General features: G+C 67.9%; 13 protein-coding genes and 6 tRNA genes. 1 reads left to right on the forward strand and 18 read right to left on the reverse strand.

What is annotated here, in order from left to right:
* Positions 1-78: 78 nt before the first annotated feature.
* The 5 genes from ACTJKJ_RS04300 to ACTJKJ_RS04320 form a co-directional block, all read right to left on the reverse strand.
* Complete coding sequence (locus ACTJKJ_RS04300; protein ID WP_297389836.1) at positions 79-2640, reverse strand: hybrid sensor histidine kinase/response regulator; 2562 nt, start codon at positions 2638-2640, stop codon at positions 79-81.
* A 185-nt stretch (positions 2641-2825) separates the two neighbouring features.
* Positions 2826-3779 carry an NAD(P)H-dependent flavin oxidoreductase gene (locus ACTJKJ_RS04305; protein ID WP_297389839.1) on the reverse strand — a complete coding sequence of 318 codons (954 nt, stop codon included), beginning with the start codon at positions 3777-3779 and terminating at the stop codon, positions 2826-2828.
* A 27-nt stretch (positions 3780-3806) separates the two neighbouring features.
* Entirely contained in the window at positions 3807-5600 is a 1794-nt protein-coding gene (locus ACTJKJ_RS04310) for an acyl-CoA dehydrogenase (protein WP_297389842.1), read from the reverse strand.
* Positions 5601-5699: 99 nt separating this feature from the next.
* Positions 5700-6629: an electron transfer flavoprotein subunit alpha/FixB family protein gene (locus ACTJKJ_RS04315; protein WP_297389845.1), complete on the reverse strand. Its 930-nt coding sequence runs from the start codon at positions 6627-6629 to the stop codon at positions 5700-5702.
* Positions 6630-6658: 29 nt separating this feature from the next.
* A complete protein-coding gene (locus ACTJKJ_RS04320) occupies positions 6659-7408 on the reverse strand; it encodes an electron transfer flavoprotein subunit beta/FixA family protein (RefSeq protein ID WP_297389849.1) in 750 nt (249 codons plus the stop codon).
* 269 nt (positions 7409-7677) lie between these two features.
* Here ACTJKJ_RS04320 and murI point away from each other — a divergent pair, with 269 nt between their 5' ends.
* Entirely contained in the window at positions 7678-8520 is an 843-nt protein-coding gene (murI, locus tag ACTJKJ_RS04325; RefSeq protein WP_297389852.1) for a glutamate racemase, read from the forward strand.
* Positions 8521-8541: 21 nt separating this feature from the next.
* Here murI and ACTJKJ_RS04330 read toward each other — a convergent pair whose 3' ends face one another.
* The 13 genes from ACTJKJ_RS04330 to ACTJKJ_RS04390 all read right to left on the reverse strand — a co-directional run bounded on the left by ACTJKJ_RS04330 (position 8542) and on the right by ACTJKJ_RS04390 (position 21771).
* Complete coding sequence (locus tag ACTJKJ_RS04330) at positions 8542-9834, reverse strand: MFS transporter (protein ID WP_297389855.1); 1293 nt, start codon at positions 9832-9834, stop codon at positions 8542-8544.
* 28 nt (positions 9835-9862) lie between these two features.
* Positions 9863-9950, reverse strand: a tRNA-Leu gene (locus ACTJKJ_RS04335).
* Between the two features lie 104 nt (positions 9951-10054).
* Positions 10055-10130, reverse strand: a tRNA-Gly gene (locus tag ACTJKJ_RS04340).
* Between the two features lie 47 nt (positions 10131-10177).
* Positions 10178-10253, reverse strand: a tRNA-Gly gene (locus ACTJKJ_RS04345).
* Positions 10254-10266: 13 nt separating this feature from the next.
* Positions 10267-10340: transfer RNA gene (locus tag ACTJKJ_RS04350), tRNA-Cys, on the reverse strand.
* Between the two features lie 92 nt (positions 10341-10432).
* A tRNA-Gly gene (locus tag ACTJKJ_RS04355) sits at positions 10433-10508 on the reverse strand.
* Positions 10509-10769: 261 nt separating this feature from the next.
* Positions 10770-13196: an endopeptidase La gene (gene lon / locus ACTJKJ_RS04360; protein WP_091722803.1), complete on the reverse strand. Its 2427-nt coding sequence runs from the start codon at positions 13194-13196 to the stop codon at positions 10770-10772.
* A gap of 130 nt (positions 13197-13326) precedes the next feature.
* Positions 13327-14595, reverse strand: coding sequence for an ATP-dependent Clp protease ATP-binding subunit ClpX (gene clpX / locus ACTJKJ_RS04365; RefSeq protein ID WP_091722800.1), 1269 nt, complete (start codon positions 14593-14595; stop codon positions 13327-13329).
* 303 nt (positions 14596-14898) lie between these two features.
* Positions 14899-15507, reverse strand: coding sequence for an ATP-dependent Clp endopeptidase proteolytic subunit ClpP (gene clpP, locus ACTJKJ_RS04370; protein WP_091722797.1), 609 nt, complete (start codon positions 15505-15507; stop codon positions 14899-14901).
* A 222-nt stretch (positions 15508-15729) separates the two neighbouring features.
* Positions 15730-17040, reverse strand: a complete 1311-nt coding sequence (gene tig, locus ACTJKJ_RS04375; RefSeq protein WP_440819680.1) for a trigger factor — start codon at positions 17038-17040, stop codon at positions 15730-15732.
* Positions 17041-17066: 26 nt separating this feature from the next.
* Positions 17067-17153 (reverse strand) — tRNA-Leu (locus tag ACTJKJ_RS04380).
* A 222-nt stretch (positions 17154-17375) separates the two neighbouring features.
* On the reverse strand, positions 17376-20516 hold the full coding sequence (locus ACTJKJ_RS04385) for an efflux RND transporter permease subunit (protein WP_440819681.1): 3141 nt from the start codon (positions 20514-20516) through the stop codon (positions 17376-17378).
* A gap of 16 nt (positions 20517-20532) precedes the next feature.
* The gene (locus tag ACTJKJ_RS04390) at positions 20533-21771 is read right to left on the reverse strand and encodes an efflux RND transporter periplasmic adaptor subunit (protein ID WP_440819682.1); all 1239 of its coding nucleotides are present in this window, start codon (positions 21769-21771) and stop codon (positions 20533-20535) included.
* Positions 21772-21860 lie beyond the last annotated feature (89 nt).

Below are 21860 nucleotides of genomic sequence, written 5' to 3' on the forward strand. Positions count from 1 at the left end.
ACTGATTGGGTGTCGACGGACCGAAAGAGAAGGCCCGCGATGCGGGGCGTCATTGCACGCGGAAGGCTGACGCCGTCGTCACGCCACGCCGTCAGCGACCCGGCTCGGTGGCTGGGCCCATTTCAGCAGCGCTTCCACCAGCTCGGCCGGCACGATCGGCTTGCCGATGTGGGCGTCCATGCCCGCCGCCAGGCAGGCCTGGCGATCCTCGTCCATCGCCGCCGCCGTCATCGCGACGATCGGCAGGCCCTCGCCCTGGGGCAGCAGCCGGATGCAGCGGGTGGCCTCGATGCCGCCCATCTCCGGCATCTGCATGTCCATCAGCACCAGGTCGAAAGCGCGCTCGCGGACCAGGTCCACCGCCTGCAGCCCGTTGCCGGCAATCGTCACCGCCAGGCCGCCCAGTTCCAGGAAGGCCTGCGCCACCTGCTGGTTGACCGGGTCGTCCTCGACCAGCAGCACCTGCGCGCCCCGCAAGGACCGCAGCGCCTCGTCCAGCGTCTTCTCTAGCGGGCGCGCGATCCGCGGCGCCTCGGTGCCGTGCTGCAGTCGCACGATCGCCTCGAACAGCCGGGACGGCGTCACCGGCTTGACCAGCACCTGCAGGCCCTCGCGCGGCCCGAGTTCGCGCTCCAGCGCATCGACGTGATGCTGCCCCGTCAGCACCAGCACGCGCGGCGTCGGCAGGCCCCGCTCGGCGCAGAGCGTCTCCACTTTCTCGAGTACCGCCGCGGCGCCGGTCTTGCCGTCCAGCACCAGCAGCTCATACGGCAGCTCATGGCTCGCGGCGCGCTGGAACTTGAAGACCGCGTCGTCGACGAAAGCCGCCGCGCTCACCTGGAAGCGCCAGCTCGACAGCATGCTGATCCAGGCCTCGCGCTCGGTCGGCGGTCCGTCCATCACCAGCGCGCGCATGCCGCGGATCCGATGCAGGTCGCGCCGCGGTTCACCCGCCGCCGTCAGTCCGAACCAGGCGCTGAAGCGGAAGGTCGAGCCGCTCCCCAGCTCGCTGTCGACCGCGATCTCGCCGCCCATCAGCGCCACCAGGCGCCGGCAGATCGCCAGCCCCAGGCCGGTGCCGCCGAAGCGGCGCGCGGTGCCGGACTCGCCCTGCGCGAAGGCCTCGAAGAGCCGCTCGCGGGTCTCGCGGCTCATGCCGATGCCGGTATCGCGCACCGCCAGCCGCAGGCCGACGCGCTCGGGCGTGCGCTCGATCAGCTCCACGCGGATCACGATCTCGCCGCGCGGCGTGAACTTGATCGCGTTGCCGACCAGGTTGTTGAGCACCTGCGTCAGCCGGAAGGCATCGCCGACGACACGCGGCGGCACCTCCCGGTCGATGTCGAAGACCAGGTCCAGGCCGGTCTCCTCCAGCCGCGCCGAGAACAGCTCGCCGACGTTCTCGACCACCTCTTCGATGCCGAACTCCTCGGCCTCCAGGCTGATCTTGCCGGCCTCGACCTTGGAGTAGTCCAGGATGTCGTTCAGCAGCGCGAGCAGCGCCTTCGACGAGGTGTGGGCCTTGGCGACATAGTCGCGCTGCCGGCCTTCGAGCGGGCCCTGCAGCGCCAGATGGGTCAGCCCGATCACGGCATTCATCGGGGTGCGGATCTCGTGGCTCATGCTGGCGAGGAACAGGCTCTTCGAGGCGTTGGCCCGCTGCGCCTCGTCGCGCGCCAGCGCCAGCTCCGCGGCGCGTTGCCGCTCGCGGCCATGCGCCTGCGCCAGGCGCGCGTACAGCACGGCGTTCTCGAACAGCAGTTCCGCCAGCACCGCGCTGCAGGCCAGCAGGCCGTAGATGCGGCCCGCGTAGAAGCCCAGGTCGTAGCGGCCGCCGTTGAGCATGGCCGACAGGGCGATGTCGCACAGCCAGGCCACCATCACCACCATCAGGCCCAGGTCCAGCATGCTGGCATCGCGCCGCCGCGGCAGCAGCGCCAGCAGCGCGGCGATGCACAGGACCCAGACGGTGCCGACCGTCACCAGCATCGCCGGCGTGTAGCGGTTGCCGCTCATGATCGCCGGCAACAGCGCGTGGCCGGCGGTCGCCAGCGCCGTCAGGCCGACGCCGAGGATCAGCGCCGCCGCGGTCGCGAGCACCGCGGTGCGTCGCTCGCCGGCGGCATCGGCGTCGGCGTCGGGCGCCGGCGTCCCGCGGCGCATCCAGGCGTAGACGACCACGAAGAGCGGAAAGCCGCCATGCCAGAACATGTAGATCCAGGCCGTCGATTGCGGCCCGGCGCCCAGCACGCCGCCGGGCGCGAACAGACCGGGGAAGGAGAGTGCGTGGCCGATGGTGATGGTGGCCGTGAACAGGTAGCCGCTGGCCAGCACCGCCAGCGCACGCAGGCGCGTGATCCGCCATTGGCCATAGAGCAGCGCCGCGGTGATCAGGTCGTTGAGGACCAGCGCCGCCTCATACAACGGGATGAAGGCCGCCACGGCCGGCAGCTGCAGCTTCGCGAACGGCGCCAGCGCCAGGCAGACGCCCAGCGACAGCCCCATCGTCGCGAACGCGCGCAGGCGGGCCCGACGGCCCGCTGGCTGGATCGCAAGAAAGGAAGGGGCCGGATCACCGGCCTCGTCCCCGTCCAATGCGACGCCGCTTGCCGCGGCGCGCTGTGCCTCGACTTCGCCCACGCTGCCTCCCTGAAGGCATGCCCGATCGACTTTGCGTCGATGTTGGCCGATCCCCCCGGGGAGCGCAAGGGCGCGTGCGAGGATGCCGCCGTCCCCCAATGGCGAACGCCCCGCATGCGGGGCGTTCTTCAAGGGCGCCGGCAGCGCCGGCGCGGGGTCGGGCGGGCGACCCGCCGCGCGAGGACTCAGCCCAGCGCCAGACGCTGGCGCGCCGCCGCGTACTCGCGGCCGAAGCGCGCGACCAGTTCGCCGGCCGGCAGCACCTCGCGGATCGCGCCGATGCCCTGGCCGCTGCCCCACACGTCCTTCCACGCCTTCGCGCCGTTGCCGCCGAAGTTCATCTTCGTCGGGTCGCTCTCGGGCAGGTTCTCCGGATCGAGCCCCGCCTTCACGATCGAGCCCTTCAGGTAGTTGCCGTGCACGCCGGTGAACAGGTTGCTGTAGACGATGTCGTCGCTGTTGCTCTCGACGATCATCTGCTTGTAGTCGTCGGCGGCGCGCGCCTCCTCGGTCGCGATGAAGGCCGAGCCGATGTAGGCCAGGTCCGCGCCCATCGCCTGCGCCGCGAGGATCGCGTCGCCGCTGGCCATCGAGCCCGACAGCGCCAGCGGACCGTCGAACCACTCGCGGATCTCCTGGATCAGCGCGAACGGGCTCTTGACGCCGGCATGGCCGCCCGCGCCCGCCGCGACGGCGATCAGGCCGTCGGCGCCCTTCTCGATGGCCTTGCGCGCGAACTTGTTGTTGATGATGTCGTGCAGCACGATGCCGCCCCAGCCGTGCACCGCGGCGTTGACGTCCTCGCGCGCGCCCAGCGAGGTGATCACGATGGGCACTTTGTACTTGGCGCACAGGGCCATGTCGTGCTCGAGCCGGTCATTGCTCTTGTGCACGATCTGGTTGATCGCGAACGGCGCCGCCGGCGACTCCGGATGCGCGCGGTCATGCGCGGCCAGGGTCTCGGTGATCTCGGCCAGCCACTCGTCGAGCAGCTCGGCCGGGCGCGCGTTGAGCGCCGGCATCGAGCCGACGATGCCGGCCTTGCATTGCGCGATCACCAGCTTCGGATTGCTGATGATGAACAGCGGCGAGCCGATCACCGGCAGGCGCAGGGTGTTGAACAGCGGGGGAAGTGCCACCTCGGGTCTCCTCTTCGATGAAACGGCTCAGAACGCGTCGACCGGCAGCGCCATCACGCTGCCCGCGCCGTTCACAACGGCATCGCGCTGCGCGGCGCAGCGCGGCAGGATGTGCTCGGCGTAGAAGCGCGCGGTGGCGATCTTGGCGTCCATGAACGCGACGTCCTGGCCGGCGGCCTTGAGCTCCTGCGCCGCCAGCAGCGAGCGCGCCAGCTGCCAGCCGGCCATCAGGTTGCCGCCCACCATCAGGTAGGGCACCGAGCCCGCGAAGGCGGCATTCGGATTGGCCTTGCCGTTGGCGGCGATGAAATCGACGACGTCGACGAAGGCCGCGCGCGCCGCCGCGAGCTGCGCCCGCACCGCCAGCGCGTCGGCGCTGCCGCTGGCGGCCAGCGCGCCTTCGGTTTCCTCGACCTGCGCCGCGACCGAGCGCGCGAACGCGCCGCCGTCGCGCACCGTCTTGCGGCCCACCAGGTCATTGGCTTGGATCGCGGTCGTGCCTTCGTAGATCGGCAGGATGCGCGCGTCGCGGTAGTACTGCGCCGCGCCGGTCTCCTCGATGAAGCCCATGCCGCCGTGCACCTGCACGCCCAGCGAGGTCACCTCCAGGCTCATCTCGGTGCTGTAGCCCTTGACCAGCGGCACCATGAATTCGTAGAAGGCCTGCGCCTGCTGGCGGGTCTCGGCGTCCTCGTGGTGATGCGCCATGTCGTAGGCCGCGGCGGCATCGATCGCCATCGCGCGGCAGCCCTCGACCAGCGCGCGCTGCGTCATCAGCATGCGGCGCACGTCGGGGTGGTGGATGATCGCGGCCGCGTCCTTCGACGAGCCATCCACCGGGCGCGACTGCACGCGGTCCTTCGCGTACTCGACCGCCTTCTGGTAGGCGCGATCCGCCACCGCGATGCCCTGCACGCCCACGCCGAAGCGGGCCGCGTTCATCATGATGAACATGTACTCGAGGCCGCGGTTCTCCTCGCCGATCAGCGTGCCGATCGCGCCGCCGTGATCGCCGAACTGAAGGACGGCGGTCGGGCTCGCCTTGATGCCGAGCTTGTGCTCGATGGACACGCAGTGCGCGTCATTGCGCGCGCCCAGCGAGCCGTCCTCGTTGACCAGGAACTTCGGCACCAGGAACAGGCTGATGCCCTTGACGCCTTCCGGCGCGCCCGGCACGCGGGCCAGCACCAGGTGGACGATGTTGTCCGCCATGTCGTGCTCGCCCCAGGTGATGAAGATCTTGGTGCCGAAGATCTTGTAGGTGCCGTCGCCCTGCGGCTCGGCGCGCGTGCGCACCATCGCCAGGTCCGAGCCCGCCTGCGGCTCGGTCAGGTTCATCGTGCCGGTCCACTCGCCGGAGATCAGCTTGGGGATGAAGGTCTGCTTCTGCGCCTCGGAGCCCGCCACCAGCAGCGCCTCGATCGCGCCGTCGGTCAGCAGCGGACACAGCGCGAAGCTGACATTGGCCGCCTGCACGATCTCGCCGCAAGCCGCGCCGATCGTCTTGGGCAGGCCCTGACCGCCGTAGGCCTCCGGATGCTGCAGCCCCTGCCAGCCCCCCTCGACGTACTGCTTGAACGCCGCCTTGAAGCCTGGCGTCGCGAAGACCTCGCCGTTCTTCCAGTACGAGGGATTCCTGTCGCCTTCCACGTTCAACGGGGCGATGACGTCCTCGTTGAGCTTGGCCGATTCCTCGAGCACCGCCTGCGCGGTGTCCAGGCCGTGGTCGGCGAACGCGGGAATCTGCTCGGACAGCGTCTGCAGGCCGGCCAGGGCCTGCATGTCGAACAGCATGTCCTTGATCGGGGCGCGGTAGGTCATGGGGTGTCTCCGGATGAAAAAAGGGCGCCGCGCGTCGTCGGCGGGCGCCCTTGGTCTCGTCGGCGACCGTTCGATGCGGTCGCGGTGCTCAGCGATCGATTACAGGGCCTTGACCAGTTCAGGGACAGCCGTGAACAGGTCGGCTTCCAGGCCGTAATCGGCCACCGAGAAGATCGGCGCTTCCGGATCCTTGTTGATCGCCACGATCACCTTGGAGTCCTTCATGCCGGCCAGATGCTGGATGGCGCCCGAGATGCCGGCCGCGATGTACAGCTGCGGCGCGACGATCTTGCCGGTCTGGCCGACCTGCCAGTCGTTGGGCGCGTAGCCCGCGTCCACCGCGGCGCGCGAAGCACCCAGCGCGGCATTCAGCTTGTCGGCCAGCGGGGTCAGCACTTCATTGAACTTGTCGCTGCTGCCCAGCGCGCGGCCACCCGACACGATGATCTTGGCGGCGGTCAGCTCGGGGCGGTCGCTCTTCGTCACCTCGCGGCCGACGAAGCTGCTCTTGCCGCTGTCGGCCACGGCCGTCAGCGACTCGACCGCCGCGCTGCCGCCTTCGGCGGCGGAGTCGAAACCGGTCGTGCGGACGGTGATCACCTTGACCGAGTCGGTCGACTGCACGGTCGCGATCGCGTTGCCGGCGTAGATCGGGCGCTCGAAGGTGTCGGCCGAGACGACCTTGGTGATGTCGCTCACCTGGCCCACGTCCAGCAGCGCGGCCACGCGCGGCGCGACGTTCTTACCCGCGGCGGTGGCCGGGAACAGCACGTGCGAATAGTCCTTGGCGATGGCGATCACCTGCGCGGCGACGTTCTCGGCCAGGCCGTCGGCGAATTGCGCGCCGTCGGCGTGCAGCACCTTGGCGACGCCCGAGATCTTCGCGGCGGCCTGCGCGGCGGCGCCGGCGTTCGAGCCGACGACCAGCACGTGCACGTCGCCACCGATGGCGGCGGCGGCGGTGACGACGTGGTGGGTGGCGCCCTTGAGCGAGGCGTTGTCGTGTTCAGCGATGACGAGGGTGGTCATGTCTTATCTCCGAATCTTGTTCTGGGGGCTCAGATGACCTTGGCCTCGGTCTTCAGCTTCGTGACCAGCGTGGCCACGTCCGGCACCTTGATGCCGGCGCTGCGCTTGGGCGGCTCGGCCACCGACAGCGTCTTGATGCGCGGCGCCACGTCCACGCCCAGGTCGGCCGGCTTGACCACGTCCAGCGGCTTCTTCTTGGCCTTCATGATGTTGGGCAGCGTCACGTAGCGCGGCTCGTTCAGGCGCAGGTCGGTCGTCACGACCGCCGGCAGCGTCAGGCTGACCGTCTCCAGGCCGCCGTCCACTTCACGCGTCACCGCGACCTTGCCGTCGGCCACTTCCACCTTCGACGCGAAAGTGCCTTGCGGTAGCCCCGTCAGCGCGGCCAGCATCTGGCCGGTCTGGTTGCAGTCGTCGTCGATGGCCTGCTTGCCCAGGATCACCAGCTGCGGCTGCTCCTTGTCGACCAGCGCCTTCAGCAGCTTGGCCACTGCCAGCGGCTGCAGTTCGGCGTCGGTCTCGACGAGGATGGCGCGGTCGGCGCCGATGGCCATCGCGGTGCGCAGCGTTTCCTGGCATTGCGTGACGCCGCAGGAGACGGCGATCACCTCGGTGACCACGCCCTTCTCCTTCAGGCGGACGGCTTCTTCGACGGCGATCTCGTCGAACGGGTTCATGGACATCTTCACGTTGGCGATGTCCACGCCGGTTCCGTCACTCTTGACGCGCACCTTGACGTTGTAATCGACGACTCGTTTGACGGGGACCAATACCTTCATCGAAGCACTCCAAGCTGGATTGACGTTAACGTTAATTCGATTCTATGGGAGCCCCGGGGCGCCCCCGTGTCTCCCAGCCGTCATGCGCCCCTGCTCCCGTCCCGGAATCTCCGTGGACCCGCGAGCACCGCCTCGGCGCCGGCTCGAAAATAAAACGAACGATCGTTCTATTCTAGCCATCGATTCACGGCTGCCAAGCGGGTGGAGGCCGGGAATGAGGGAATCCCTCTAGACTCCGCTCCCGACACGCCACCCCCACGATGACGATCTTGAGTTCAGCGCCCTCCGCCACCGCCCCCGCCGCCTCCCTCGAACGCGAGTCGCGCGTCCCCTGCATCGGGGTCTTCGATTCCGGCGTGGGTGGGTTGACGGTGCTGAAGGCGCTGCGGGAGCAGCTGCCCCAGGTGCCGCTGCACTACCTCGCCGACACCGCGCACGCGCCCTACGGCGACCGCAGCAGCGAATACATCGTCGAACGCAGCGTGCGCGTGGCCGAACGCCTGCGCGAGGTCGGCGCGCGGATGGTGGTCGTGGCCTGCAACACCGCCACCGCGCACGCGGTGCAGGCGATGCGGGACCGCTGGCCCGACTGGCCGGTCGTCGGCATCGAACCGGGCGTGAAGCCCGCCGTCGCGGCGACCCGCAACGGCCGCATCGGCGTGATGGCGACGACCGCCACCATCGCGAGTCGACGCTTCGAGCAGTTGGTCGCCGCGCATGCGGGCGATGTCGAGCTCGTCAACCAGCCCTGCCCGGGCCTGGTCACCCTGATCGAGCAAGGCGACCTGGGCAGCGACGCACTCGGCGCGCTGATCGAGCGCTTCTGCGCGCCGCTGCGCGCGGCCGGCGTCGACACGGTGCTGCTCGGCTGCACGCACTATCCGCTGGTGCAGTTGCGCATCCAGGCGGCGCTGGGCGAGGAGGTGCGCCTGCTCAACATCGAAGATGCGGTCGCGCGCCAGGCCCGTCGGGTCTGGGAAGGACTGGGGCTGGCATCGACGGGGACGGGGCGCGTGGTGCTCGAGAGCACCGGCGATCCCGCGCCGCTGCAGCATCTGGCCCGCGAGGCGCTGGGCTGGCGTGACATCGTCGCCGCGCGCGCCACGGCTTGAAGCCGGGCGCCGTCGAAGCGCTCAGACCAGCGCGCGCGAGAGGCCTCTCGTCATGTCCACGCGCCGCAGCAGCCAGTAGCCCAGCACGAAGAACACCCCGGTGGACAGGATCGCGAGCCGGTGGTTGCCCGCCGTCAGCACGGTGACCGCGCCGTAGGTCAGCGGCCCGATGATCGCGGCCAGTCGCGTGGCGAAGGTCCACAGGCCGAAGAATTCGGCCAGCCGGTCATGCGGCGCGAGTGCGCCGGCCAGGGCGCGGCCGCAGGACTGGCTCGATCCCATGCACAGGCCCGCGATCACCGCGGCGATCCAGAACAGCCAGGCGGTGGTCGCCAGGAAGGCCAGCAGCGCCATGATCATCCAGCCGACCAGCGTGATCGCGAGCGCCGGCTGATGGCCGATGCGGTCCTCGTAATAACCGAACACGAACGCGCCGACAGCCGAGGCGATGTTGACCAGGAACACCAGGGTCATCGTCTGCGCCTGGGTGAAGCCGAGCGCCTGCTCGGCGTAGACGGCGGCCAGCGCGATGACGACGGCGATGCCGGCCTGGTAGCTGGTGCCGCAGGCCAGCAGGCGCAGGAAGTCCGGATAGGCACGGGCGCGCTGCCAAGACGCCCACAGCTGCGAGAGGCCGGAACCCATGCGCGCGGCCCGGCGTGTCGCGCACGGATCGGCGCGCTCGCGCAGCAGCAGGAAGGTGGGCAGCGCGGCCAGCAGGTAGAGGCCCGCAGTGATGAGCATCGTGACCGGCACGAAGTGGCTGGCGGTGTCGCCGCGCGCTTGAGCGCTCAGCACATAACCCAGGCACAGCCCCAGCGCGAGCATGCCGCCCAGATAACCGAAGGCCCAGCCCCAGCCGGACACGCGGCCCAGCGCGTCGCGTCTCGCGAGCTCGGGCAGGAACGCCGCGATCAGCGATTCGCCATAGGAAAAGAAGACATTGGAGAGCACGACGGCGATCGCCGCCCACCACAGCTGATCGGGGCCGAACACCGCGAGCGCCGCGGTCGAGAGCACGCAACCGCCGGTGCAGAAGCCCAGCAGCTTCTTCTTCGCGCCGTGCGCGTCGGCCCAGGCGCCCAGACCGGGCATCGTCACCATCACCAGGAAGCTGGAGATCGCGATCAGCACGGTCCAGAGCAGCGTCGCCGACGGCTGGCCCCGGGCGATCACGCCGACGAAATAGGCGTTGTAGACGGCGGTCAGGACAACGGTCGTGTAGCCCGAGTTGGCGAAGTCATACATCGACCAGCCGAGAACCTCGCGTTTGCGAACGCCCGGGTTCAACAGTTCCTGCGCAAACATGCCCATGCGATGCGACCGCCGGTTGCCATGCGCGTGGTGCCTGGAACGGGACTCGAACCCGTACGCCGGTTGAGGGCGGCGGATTTTAAGTCCGCTGTGTCTACCGATTTCACCATCCAGGCCACGGCGGCTCCGAGCGGAGTTCCATGTCGTAGTGACCGGGCATTATCGGGGCCACCGGGCAAGAAAAAAGGGAAGCCGCGGAGGCTTCCCTTTTCGAGATTTTTGGAGCGGGAAACGAGGCTCGAACTCGCGACCTCAACCTTGGCAAGGTTGCGCTCTACCAACTGAGCTATTCCCGCATCGCAGGACAGTGGAGTGAATCACCCCACCGACCTTTGGTGTCGTGTGGAGCGGGAAACGAGGCTCGAACTCGCGACCTCAACCTTGGCAAGGTTGCGCTCTACCAACTGAGCTATTCCCGCAATGTCCATTCTTTGGAGGCGCGATCCGGAGTCGAACCGGACTGACCGGATTTGCAATCCGGGGCATAACCGCTTTGCTATCGCGCCCCAGAACCCTGGACGGGATTCTGTTGAAACCGGATTTGGTGTGTCCGATTCCGATAAAAAATGGAAGCCGGAGCTTCCATCCTTTGAATACCTGGAGCGGGAAACGAGGCTCGAACTCGCGACCTCAACCTTGGCAAGGTTGCGCTCTACCAACTGAGCTATTCCCGCATGGTCTTCAACGCACTGCCTGCTTCAACTTCCTGGCGTCTCTTGCGATTCGCCTTGTCGTCGCAGCACCGTTTGCGCTGAAGCCGAGAGTATAGAACGGTTTTTCACCCGCTCGCAAGAGTTCGGCGACTTCTTTATGAAGATCGCCCAAACACCAGGACGATTCACCCGACCGTCACCGGTCCCCTCGCCGCCCGCGCGGCGGAATGAACAACGGCGCCCGAAGGCGCCGTTGTCATCGGACTCGCGAACGAGCGCCGGTCAGTGCTTCAGCGAATCGCCGGTCGCGTCGGCCGGCTTGGTCTCCGCGACCTTCTCGGCCGGAGGGGTCGCCGCCTCCTCGTCCGGCAGCGCCTGCGGATAAGCCTCCAGCGCCACTTCCAGCACGCGGTCGATCCAGCGGACCGGGACGATCTCCAGCTGGTTCTTCACGTTCTCGGGAATGTCCTGCAGGTCCTTGACGTTCTCTTCCGGAATCATCACGGTCTTGATGCCGCCGCGGTGGGCCGCCAGGAGCTTCTCCTTCAGGCCACCGATCGCCGTCACCTCGCCGCGCAGCGTGATCTCACCGGTCATCGCCACGTCCGCACGCACCGGGATGCCGGTCAGCGCCGACACGAAAGCCGTCGTCATCGCGGCGCCCGCGCTCGGGCCGTCCTTCGGCGTCGCGCCATCGGGCACGTGGATGTGCACGTCGCGCTTCTCGAAGAGTTCGTCCTTGATGCCCAGGCGGCGAGCCCGCGACCGCACCACCGTGCGTGCCGCCTCGACCGATTCCTTCATCACGTCGCCCAGCGAGCCGGTGCGGATGATGTTGCCCTTGCCCGGCATCGCGGTGGCTTCGATGGTCAGCAGGTCGCCGCCCACTTCCGTCCATGCCAGACCGACCACCTGGCCGACCTGGTTCTTCTTCTCGGCGCGGCCGAAGTCGTACTTGCGCACGCCCAGGAACTCGTTGAGGTTGTCCTCGGTGACCACCACCTTGCCGGTGAAGGTCTTGAGCTGCAGGCCCTTGACGACCTTGCGGCAGATCTTCGAGACCTCGCGTTCCAGCGAGCGCACGCCGGCTTCCCGCGTGTAGTAGCGGATCACGCCGCGGATCGCATCCTCGGTGACCTCGAGTTCCTCTTCCTTCACGCCGTTGTTGCCGCGTTGCTTGGGCAGCAGATAGCGCTGGGCGATGTTGACCTTCTCGTCCTCGGTGTAGCCCGACAGGCGGATGACCTCCATCCGGTCCAGCAGCGCCGGCGGGATGTTCAGCGAGTTCGACGTCGCCACGAACATCACATCGCTCAGGTCGTAGTCGACTTCGATGTAGTGGTCCGCGAAGGTGTGGTTCTGCTCGGGGTCCAGCACCTCCAGCAGCGCCGACGACGGGTCGCCGCGGAAGTCCATGCCCAGCTTGTCGATCTCGTCGAGCAGGAACAGCGGATTGCGCGTGCCGACCTTGGACAGGCTCTGCAGCACCTTGCCCGGCATGGAGCCGATGTAGGTGCGACGGTGACCGCGGATCTCGGCCTCGTCGCGCACGCCGCCCAGCGCCATGCGGACGAACTTGCGGCCCGTGGCACGCGCCACCGACTGCCCCAGCGAGGTCTTGCCCACGCCCGGAGGGCCGACCAGGCACAGGATCGGCGCCTTGACCTTGTCGACGCGCTGCTGCACCGCGAGGTACTCGAGGATGCGTTCCTTGACCTTGTCCAGGCCGTAGTGGTCCTCGTTCAGCACCGCCTCGGCATTGGCCAGGTCGTGCTTGATCTTGGTCTTCTTCGACCACGGCAGGTTGACCAGCGTGTCGATGTAGTTGCGCACGACGGTCGCTTCGGCGGACATCGGCGACATCAGCTTGAGCTTCTTGAGCTCCGCCTCGGCCTTCTTGCGCGCTTCCTTCGGCATGCGAGCAGCCTGGATCTTCTTCTCCAGCTCCTCCATGTCGGCGCCTTCCTCGCCGTCGCCCAATTCCTTCTGGATGGCCTTGACCTGCTCGTTCAGGTAGTACTCGCGCTGCGACTTCTCCATCTGGCGCTTGACGCGGCCACGGATGCGCTTCTCGACCTGGAGGATGTCGACCTCGTGCTCGAGCAGGTCCAGCAGCTTCTCCAGCCGCTTGCCCACTTCGGACAGGTCCAGCACCGACTGCTTGGCGTCGAGCTTGAGCGGCAGGTGCGCGGCGATCGTGTCGGCCAGGCGGCCGGCGTCATCGATGCCGGCGATGGACGTCAGGATCTCCGGCGGGATCTTCTTGTTCAGCTTGACGTACTGGTCGAACTGCTGCGTCACCGCGCGGCGCAGCGCCTCGACCTCGGGCTGGTCATCGGCTTCCGGCGGGATCGGCAGGACCTCGGCGGTGAAGTGCTCCTCGCCGTCCTCGATCTTGTTGGTCGTGGCGCGTTGCAGGCCCTCGACCAGCACCTTCACCGTGCCGTCGGGCAGCTTCAGCATCTGCAGGATGCTGGAGACGCAGCCCATCTCGAACATGTCGTCGGGCTTGGGCTCGTCCTTGCCGGCGGCCTTCTGCGCGACCAGCATGATCTGGCGCCCTGCTTCCATCGCCGCTTCCAAGGCCTTGATGGACTTGGGACGGCCCACGAAGAGCGGGATCACCATGTGCGGGAAGACGACCACGTCGCGCAGCGGCAGCAGCGGCAGCGTGATGGGTTCCGCGGGGAGGATCGGATGACCGGACATGAAAACCTCTCTTTCTCAGGCCCATCTAGGGTCCGAGCTACCAATTACAAGGTGCCGTTCAATAGCCTTTGAGCAATTGCCTTCCACAAGGGGTCATGGCAAGCAGATCGCCCGGCGTGTGATCGCGACCTCAGGCGCTTGCCTTGGTTTCGCGATAGACCAGCAACGGCTTGGTGTCCTCGTCGATGTTGTGCTCGTCCAGCACGACCTTGGCGACGCTGTCCAGCGAAGGCAATTCGAACATAGTGTCGATCAGCGCATGCTCGACGATCGAGCGCAGGCCGCGGGCGCCCGTCTTGCGGGCCAGGGCCTTGCGCGCGACGGCGCTCAGCGCCGACGGCCGCACTTCCAGTTCCACGCCGTCCATCGAGAACAGCTGCTGGTACTGCTTGACCAGCGCGTTGCGCGGCTCGGTCAGGATCTGCACCAGGGCGTCCTCGGTCAGCTCGCCGAGCGTGGCGATCACCGGCAGGCGGCCCACCAGTTCGGGGATCAGGCCGAACTTGATCAGGTCGCCCGGCTCCACTTCGCGGAACAGTTCGCCGACCTTCTTCTCGCTCTTGCTCTTGACCGAGGCGCCGAAGCCGATGCCCGACTTCTCCGAGCGGTTCTGGATGACCTTCTCGAGGCCGTCGAACGCGCCGCCGCAGATGAACAGGATGTTGGTCGTGTCGATCTGGAGGAAGTCCTGGTTCGGATGCTTGCGGCCGCCCTGCGGGGGGACCGACGCCATCGTGCCCTCGACCAGCTTCAGCAGCGCCTGCTGGACGCCCTCGCCCGACACGTCGCGGGTGATGGAGGGGTTGTCCGCCTTGCGGCTGATCTTGTCGATCTCGTCGATGTAGACGATGCCGCGCTGGGCGCGCTCGACGTCGTAATTGCAGTTCTGGAGCAGCTTCTGGATGATGTTCTCGACGTCCTCGCCGACATAACCGGCTTCGGTCAGCGTCGTCGCATCGGCGATCACGAAGGGGACATTCAGCACGCGGGCCAGGGTCTGGGCCAGCAGCGTCTTGCCCGAGCCAGTCGGCCCGATCAGCAGGATGTTGCTCTTGGACAGCTCGACGCCGTCCTTGGTGTCGGCCGCGTGGCGCAGCCGCTTGTAATGGTTGTAGACCGCGACGGAGAGCGTGCGCTTGGCGACGTCCTGGCCGATCACGTACTGGTCCAGCGTCGTCTTGATCTCGCTGGGCACGGGCAGGTCCGACTTGCTCGCGCGACCGCCGGCCGCGGCCTCGGCCGGAACTTCGTCACGGATGATGTCGTTGCACAGCTCGATGCATTCGTCGCAGATGAACACCGACGGGCCCGCGATCAGCTTCTTGACCTCGTGCTGGCTCTTGCCGCAGAAGGAGCAGTACAAGACTTTTTCGCTGGAATTGCCTTTTTTCTCGGCCATGGGAGTGCTGCTGGGGCTGGGGCTGCTGGAGGGCTGCGGGGAATACAGGCAAGTGCCTGCATTGATGATAGTTCAATTGCCGGCACCACCCTTGGGGGGATAAAAGCCCCTAAGAGTGGTCAGTTGGCGCGCTCGACCGGCGGTCAGTTGCTGCACCGCGGCGGCAGTTCCCGGTGGCATCGCTGGACGGTGGATTCCACGGGAGAACGCCGCCGCCGGCGTCAGGAAGCGCATGGCGCGGGATCCGGGCTGCGGCCCGCGACGACCACGGGACGCCGCGGCCGCCTGAATCCCGCGTCGCGATCAGGGACGCTTCTCGATGACCTGGTCGATCAGGCCATAGGTCGACGCCTCGGCGGCCGACATGAAATAGTCCCGCTCGGTGTCGGCCTGGATCTTCTCCAGGCTCTGGCCGGTGCGCTCGGCCAGGATGCGGTTGAGCTGCTCGCGGGTCTTGAGGATCTCGCGGGCATGGATCTCGATGTCCGTGGCCTGGCCCTGAGCGCCGCCCAGCGGCTGGTGGATCATGATCTTGGAGTTCGGCAGCGCGAAGCGCTTGCCCTTCTCGCCCGCGGCCAGCAGGAAGGCGCCCATCGAGGCCGCCATGCCCATGCACAGCGTCGAGACCTGCGGCTTGATGAACTGCATCGTGTCGTAGATCGACATGCCCGCCGAGACGCTGCCGCCCGGCGAGTTGATGTACAGCGAGATCTCCTTGTCCGGGTTCTCGCTTTCCAGGAACAGCAGCTGCGCGACAACGAGGTTGGCGACGGCGTCATTCACCGGGCCGACCAGGAAGACGATGCGCTCGCGCAGCAGGCGGCTGTAGATGTCGTAGGCGCGCTCGCCGCGGCCCGACTGTTCGATGACGATGGGCACCATGCCCAGGTTGCTGGTTTCAAGCGCGCTCATGAAATCCTCTGAATTGGTTCGAGATCACGACAAACCATTATGTCGTGCGCTCCATCCCCTTGCCGCCGCGCGGCCCCTGCGAAGCGGGATCGCGCCGGCGGCTGCGCCGGGGAAAGAAAAAGGCGCCGGCCTCTCGGCCAGGCGCCTTACTTGGCGATGAGTTCCCGGTGAATCAAGGGCGATGCCGGGAAAGCCCGCGCCAGACGGCGTCGAGCCGGCCGATCAGGCCGTGGCCATCAGCTCGTCGAAGGGCAGCTGCTTGTCGGTGACCTTGGCCTTGCCCAGGATGAAGTCGGTGACGTTGTTCTCGATCACGACGGCTTCGACCTCGGCCATGCGCTCGCGGTCCGACAGGTACCAGCGCACGACTTCCGCCGGCTTCTCGTAGCTCTGCGAGATTTCCTCGATGTGGGCCTGCAGCTGCTCGGGCTTGGCCTGCAGGTTCTGCGAGCGGACCAGCTCGGCCACGACCAAGCCCAGGCGCACGCGCTTCTCGGCCTGCTCGTTGAACAGCTCGGCGGGGATCGGGGCCTTGTCGGCGTCCTTGATGCCGCGCTTCTTCAGGTCCTCGCGGGCGTTGGCGACCATGCGCTCGGCTTCGCCGGCGACCAGCGCCTTGGGCACGTCCAGTTCGGCCTTGCCGACCAGCGCGTCCATCGCGGCGCCCTTGTTCTTGGCCAGCACGCGGAACTTCACTTCACGCTCGAGGTTCTTCTTGATGTCGGCGCGCAGCGCCTCGACCGTGCCTTCCTTGATGCCCAGGGCCTTGGCGAAAGCCTCGTTCACTTCGGGCAGGTGCTGGGCCTCGATCTTCTTGACCGTGACCAGGAAGTCGGCTTCCTTGCCGGCGACGTCCTTGCCGTGGTAATCGGCCGGGAAGGCCAGCGGGAAGGTCTTGGACTCGCCCGCCTTCATGCCGCGCACGGCCTTCTCGAAGGCCTCGAGCATCTGGCCTTCGCCCAGCAGGAACTGGAAGCCGTCGGCCTTGCCGCCAGCGAAAGGCTCGCCGTCGATCTTGCCTTCGAAGTCGATGGTCACGCGGTCGCCGTCGGCGGCCACGTCCGCCGCGCCGCGCTGGGCGAACGAGCGGCGCTGCTTGCGCAGGATCTCGACGGTCTTGTCGATGGCTTCATCGGTGACGTCGGCGGCGACGCGCTCGATCTCGGCCTCGGCCAGGTCGGCGATCTTCACTTCCGGGTAGATCTCGAAGGTCGCGTCGAAGGCCAGTTCACCTTCGGCGGCCGTGTCCTTCTGGGCGATGCTGGGCATGCCGGCCACGCGCAGCTTGGCTTCGTTGGCGGCGACGGTGAAGGCCTCGCCCAGCTTGTCGTTCACGACTTCGTACTGCACCTGCGCGCCGTAGCGCTGCGCCACGAAGGACATCGGCACCTTGCCGGGACGGAAGCCGTCGGCCTTGACGGTGCGGGCCAGCTTCTTCAGGCGGGACTCGACCTCGGTGTTGATGTCAGCGGCCGCCAGCGTGAGCGTGATGCGGCGTTCGAGCTTTTCGAGAGTTTCGACGGTGACAGCCATAGTGGACTCGGAATCAGTTGGAAGTGTGGTGCGCGGGGCCGGACTCGAACCGGCACGCCCGTGAAGGCGTCAGGACCTAAACCTGGTGCGTCTACCAATTTCGCCACCCGCGCCGGGTGATGGGGGCTCGTCGCGATCGCTGCGCGCAGTCCTGCGCGGCGGGCCCTTGGTAATTCGGAGATGCGAGAGAAGAGCCCAGGGCCCTGCCGTCCGCGATCCGGAAAACCGGAGATTGTAATCAAGGATTCAGCCGATTCCCACGGCCGCCCCCGCCCCTCCCGGGCGGGGGTTAACCCCCGAAGGCCGGAGGCCTGGGGGCCTCCCGCATCGCCGGTTCAATGCGTCGACGGGGCGATGCCGGCGTCCTTGTCGCGCTCGACGCGGAACCAGGCCGCGTACATCGCCGGCAGCGCCAGCAGCGTCAGCACGGTGGCGACGATCAGGCCGCCCATGATGGCCACCGCCATCGGGCCCCAGAACACGCTGCGCGACAGCGGCACCATCGCCAGCACCGCGGCGGCGGCGGTCAGCGCGATCGGACGCAGCCGTCGCACGGCGGACTCCACGATGGCCTGCGCCGGTGGCACGCCGCGGCCGCGGTCCTGCTCGATCTGGTCGATCAGGATGACGGAGTTCCGCTGGATCATGCCCATCAGCGCGATCACGCCCAGCAGCGCGACGAAACCGAAGGGCCGGTTCAGCAGCAGCAACGCGGCCGACACACCGGCGATGCCCAGGAAGCCGGTCAGGAAGGCCAGCATCGCCCGCGAGAAGCTGTGCAGCTGCAGCATCAGCAGCGTGAAGGTGATGAACAGCATGATCGGCACGCCGGCGGCGATCGAGCCGGTGCCCTTGCTGCTTTCCTCGACCGCGCCGGCGATCGAGATCGAGTAGCCGGGCGGCATCTCCTTCTGCATCGCGTCGAGCGCGGGCCAGAGCTGGCTGGTCACAGTCGCGCCCTGCAGGCCCTCGATGACGTCGCCCTGCACGGTGATCGCGAACTGGCGACTCTCGCGATGCATCACGCCGGGCTCCCAGGTGAACTGGGGCTTGGCGATCTGCGTCAGCGGCACCGAGCGGCCCGAGGCGGTGGGTACGTAGGCGTTGGCGAGCTCCGACAGCGTGTCGCGCTCCTGCACCGGCTGGCGCAGGACGATGTCGATCAGCCGGTCGGCCTCGCGGTACTGCGACACCGTCGTGCCCGACACCAGGATGCGCGCCGCCTGCGCGATGCTCTGGCTGGTCACGCCCAGCGCCCGCGCCTTGTCCTGGTCGACCTGCAGGCGCAGGACCTTGATGGCCTCGTTCCAGTTGTCGTTGACGCCCACCATGTTGGGGTTGGCGCGCATCTGTTCCTTGGCGCGATCGGCGTAGATCCGCAGCTGCGCGGGATCGTCGCCCGCGATGCGGAACTGCACCGGATACGGCACCGGCGGGCCGTTGGGCAGCAGCTTCACGCGGCCGCGCACCTCGGAGAACTCCTCGGCCAGGATCTGCGGCAGCTTGTGGCGCAGCGTCTCGCGGTCGGCCGGGGTCTTGGGCAGGATGATGGCCTGGCTGACGTTGGTGTTGGGCAGGATCTGGTCCAGCGGCAGGTAGAAGCGCGGCACGCCCGAGCCCACCCAGGTCGCGATGCTGCCCACCAGCGGCTCCTTGGCCATGCGGGCCTCGAAGCGCTTGGCCACGACGTTGCTCTGCTCGATGGTCGAGCCCTCGGGCAGCCACAGGTCGACCAGGATCTCCGGCCGGCTCGAATCCGGGAAGAACTGCTGCTGCACCTTGCCCATGCCAGCCAGGCCGAGCACGAACACCAGGATGGTGAGGCCGATGGTCTTCCAGCGGTGGTAGACGCACCACGCGACCCAGCGGCGGAAGCGGTTGTAGAACGGCGTGTCGAAGACCTCGTGGGCCTCGCCTTCATGGCCGGCGCGGGTCTTGAGCAGCAGCGCGCCCAGGTAGGGCACGAAGTAGACCGAGACGATCCACGAGATCACCAGCGCCGCGGCGGTCACCGCGAAGATCGCGAAGGTGTATTCCCCGACGGTGGACTTGGCCAGGCCGATGGGCAGGAAACCCACCGCGGTGATCAGCGTGCCGGTCAGCATCGGCTTGGCGGTGGCGTCGTAGGCGTACGTCGCCGCATGCATCTTGTCGTAGCCCTCCTCCAGCTTGCGCACCATCATCTCGACCGCGATGATCGCGTCGTCGACCAGCAGGCCGAGCGCGATGATCAGCGAGCCGAGCGAGATCTTGTGCAGCCCCACGCCGGCATACAGCATCACCACGAAGGTGATGGCCAGCACCAGCGGGATGGTGATGCCGACCACCAGGCCCGGCCACACGTCGATGCGCAGCGGCTTGGTGTGCAGGCCCAGGCTGATGAAGCTCACGCCCAGCACGACGATGACGGCCTCGATCAGCACGTGGACAAACTCGCCGACGGAGGTCTTCACCGCGGCGGGCTGGTCCTGGATCTGCTGCAGCGTGATGCCGGCGGGCAGTTGCTGCTGCAGCCGCTTGACGGTGGCCTGCAGCGCCTTGCCCAGCGCGATGATGTCGCCGCCCTTGCCCATCGACACGCCCAGGGCCACGACCTGCTTGCCGTTGAAGCGCACCATCGTCGTGGCCGGGTCGACATAACCGCGGCGCACCGTGGCGATGTCGCCCAGGCGCAGGCTGCTGGCGGCGCCGGTGGTCGGGTTGGTGCCACGGATCGGGAAGTCGCTCAGCGCCTGGACGGAATTGAGCTGGCCCTCGATGCGGATCTGCACGTTGGCGCTGCTGGCGTCCATGACGCCGGCGCTCTCGACCGCGTTCTGCGCGTTGAGCTGCGAGACCACCTGGTTGAAGTCCAGGCCCAGTTCGGCCAGGCGCTTCTGCGAGATCTCGATGAACAGCTTCTCGGCCTGCACGCCGAAGAGGTCGACCTTGGCCACGTCCTGCACGCGCAGCAGCTCGGAGCGCACCGCCTCGGCCTGCTGGCGCAGCTCCTCGATGGAGAAGCCGCCGTCGGAGGACAGCGCGAAGATGGAGCCGTAGACGTCGCCGAACTCGTCGTTGAAGAACGGCCCCAGCACGCCCTGCGGCAAGGTGGGCTTGAGGTCGCCGATCTTCTTGCGGACCGTGTACCAGAGCTGGGGCACCTCGCCCGGCGAAGTGTTGTCCTTCACCTGGAAGATGGTCAGCGACTCCCCCGGCTTGGTGTAGCTGCGGATCTTGTCGGCATGCGGCACCTCCTGCAGGGTGCGCTCGATCTTGTCGGTGACCTGCTCGGCCATCTGCTGCGGCGTCGCGCCGGGCCAGTAGGCCTGCACGACCATCGCGCGGAAGGTGAACGGGGGGTCTTCGTCCTGGCCCAGCTGGAAGTAGGCGGCGAAGCCCAGCACCATCAGCACCACCATCAGGTAGCGCGTCAGCGGGGCATGCTCCAGCGCCCAGCGCGAGAGGTTGAAACCGGCGCGGCTCGGGTTGCTCATTCAGCGCTCCCGAGGATCAGCGAGACGCGGCGGCGGACGGCGCGGGCGAAGGCGAGCCCTCGACCGGCGTGCCCGGCGGGCGGAAGCGCTTGACCTTCTGGCCGGGCGTCAGCACATGGCCGCCGGCGGCCACGATCTCCATACCGGGCGCCAGGCCCTGCACCACCAGCTCGTTGCCTTCCGCACCGACGACGGTCACCGGCCGGGGCTGCACGGTCATGGTCTTGGGGTCCAGCAGCAGCACGGCGCTCTTGCCTTGCGATTCCATCACCGCGCTCAGCGGCAGCTTGATCGCGTTATCCGAGGGCGTGCCGGTCAGGATCACCGTGGCGGTCTGGCCCAGGCGGACGTTCTGGTCGTTGAGTTCGGCCTTCACCAGGAAGGTCCGCGTCACCGGATCGGCGGCCGCGGCCAACTCGCGCAGCTTGATCGGCTGCGGTTCGGCCTTGGTGTCGGTCCACAGGCGCACCTTCAGCCCGTCGGGCCGCGCCGCGGCGGCGCGCACCAGCGCGACCTGGTCCTCGGGCACGGAGAAGACGATGTCCCGCGGGCCGTCGTTGGCCACGCGCACGACCGGCGTGCCGGCGGCCACGACCATGCCGGGCTCGGCATCGATGCCGGTGACGACGCCGGGCGCGTCCGCCACCAGGCTGGAGTACTGCGCCTGGTTGCGCTGCACGTCCGATTGCGCGCGCGCCGATTCATATTGCGCCTGCGCGGCCTTGAACGCGGCATCGCGGCGGTCCAGTTCGGCGGCGCTGATGAAGCCCTGCCGGTGCAGGTCGATGTAGCGCCGGTAATCGGCGCCGAGCTGGTCGCGGTTCACCCGGGCCGCCAGCACCGAAGCCTTGGCCGCCTCCTGCGCGAGCACCAGGTCCGAGCTGTCGATGCGCGCCAGCGTCTGGCCCGGCTTCACCACCGAGCCCAGGTCCACGCGGCGCTCCAGGATCTTGCCGGCGACGCGGAAGGACAGCCGCGACTCGACGCGGGCGCGGACTTCGGCGGCGAACTCGCGCTGCAGGCCGGCCGATTGCGGCGTCAGCACCAGCGTGCGCACGTAGCGGTCGGGCTCCGGCGGCGGCGCCTGCTTGCCGCAGGCGGCCAGCACCACGACGGCGATCGCCGCCAGGCCGCCGGTCAGCGCGCGGCCCCAGGTTCCGGCAACCCAGGTTCCGGAAACAACACGCCCGGACGGCGCGATGGACGCCAGGCCGGGCGCGGCGGCGGGCAGGGACACAAGAGACCGTTGGGGCATGAACACCTCGACAAAGCCGCGGCGCCCTTAGGCGGGCACCGGAGTAACTGACTGACCGGTCAGTAATGTATTCAGCGTGTCCGGACGTG

Source organism: Roseateles sp. 22389 (genome assembly GCF_052044995.1).
Taxonomy (GTDB): Bacteria; Pseudomonadota; Gammaproteobacteria; order Burkholderiales; family Burkholderiaceae_C; genus Roseateles.